This is a genomic window from Halorubrum tibetense, from assembly GCF_042661865.1.
In the GTDB taxonomy this organism is placed as follows: domain Archaea; phylum Halobacteriota; class Halobacteria; order Halobacteriales; family Haloferacaceae; genus Halorubrum; species Halorubrum tibetense.
The window spans coordinates 1-1,153 of the sequence record NZ_JBHSWW010000476.1; the positions used below are offsets into that span (position 1 = coordinate 1).

General features: G+C 71.5%; 1 protein-coding gene and 1 pseudogene. One reads left to right on the forward strand and one right to left on the reverse strand.

What is annotated here, in order from left to right:
* A pseudogene (locus ACFQEU_RS16315) lies at positions 1-690 on the forward strand (rhomboid family protein); the annotation flags it as partial.
* 55 nt (positions 691-745) lie between these two features.
* Here the strand turns inward: ACFQEU_RS16315 and ACFQEU_RS16320 are convergent.
* Positions 746-1,153 (reverse strand): METTL5 family protein (locus ACFQEU_RS16320; protein WP_379783873.1); only part of this gene is annotated, 408 nt, incomplete at its 5' end.

Genomic DNA, 1,153 nt, shown 5'->3' on the forward strand with positions numbered 1-1,153 from the left:
GCCTCGGCGACGCCCGCGGCGATCGGCTTGCTCCTGCTCGTGGCGGCGCTCGCCGCCGTCGCCGGTCCCGGGGTGGTTCCCAACCTCGTCACGGTCGATGAGGGCGAGACCCCGGGCGATCCGATCGAGGTCGAGGGGTACGAGGTGACGTACGCCGAGGACGTTGAGGACCGGATGGTGAGCGTGATCGACGTCGAGGCGTTCGGCCGCACCACGTCCGTGCGGACTTCGGGGGTGATCGTCTCGAACCCCGACAGGGAGATCTGGACGACGGCAGTCTCGCGGGGGAACCTCGCGTTCTGGGGATACCGCGCCGTCGACGTCGGCGGTACCGGCTGGCGGGAGACTGTGTGGGTCCAGCGGACCGGCTGGGTCGCCAGCGGCGGCGGCCCGACCTACCGGGTCGACGGCGCGTACGACGGCGATCGGTCGACCCTGTTCGTCGGCGACCCGGCCGACGCGGAACCGCGGCTCGACGGGCGGAACGTCACCGTCGCCGCCGTCGAGGGCGGGTTCGAGCTGCGCGTCACGCACGATGGGGCGACGGAGACAGCCCCGTTCCCGTCGGCCGAGGGGGCCGTGACGCTCCAGGGGATCGACTTCGTCCGCGAGGACCGGCGACTGTACGCCGAGCGCGGTGATTCCCGTGTCCGAGTGGCGACGCAGGAGCGGTACGAGGGTCGACAGTGAGGCAGTAGTGGGGCTGAAGAATAGGGAAGAACTCGGCAGACGGACCCACGCCCCGCTATCCACCCCACTCGATCCGATACACCTCGACGTCGAGGTCGCGGGAGGCGTCCTCGTGGTGGTCGAACTGGGCGTCGACCGGGAACTCCGCGGCGAACGCGTGAGTCACCTCGCCATCGTTGTCGGCGGCGAACGACTCGACGAACCCTCGGCTTCCGGCGTTGTGAACGGAGTAGGAGACCGCCGCGACCTCGCTCGCGGTCGCGAGGAACGCGCGGTCGGCGTTCCGGTTCCCGTCCTGGGCGCCGAACGGCGGGTTCATCACGACGGTAACCGGGTCCGGGAACCGGACCGGTGCCCGCGTCGCGTCCGCCTGGACCCAGTGAACGGGCGCACTCGCGGCGACGCGGCGCTCGTCCGCGCGCGCCGTCGTCAACGCGTCGCGGTCGAGCTCGACCCCGACGAC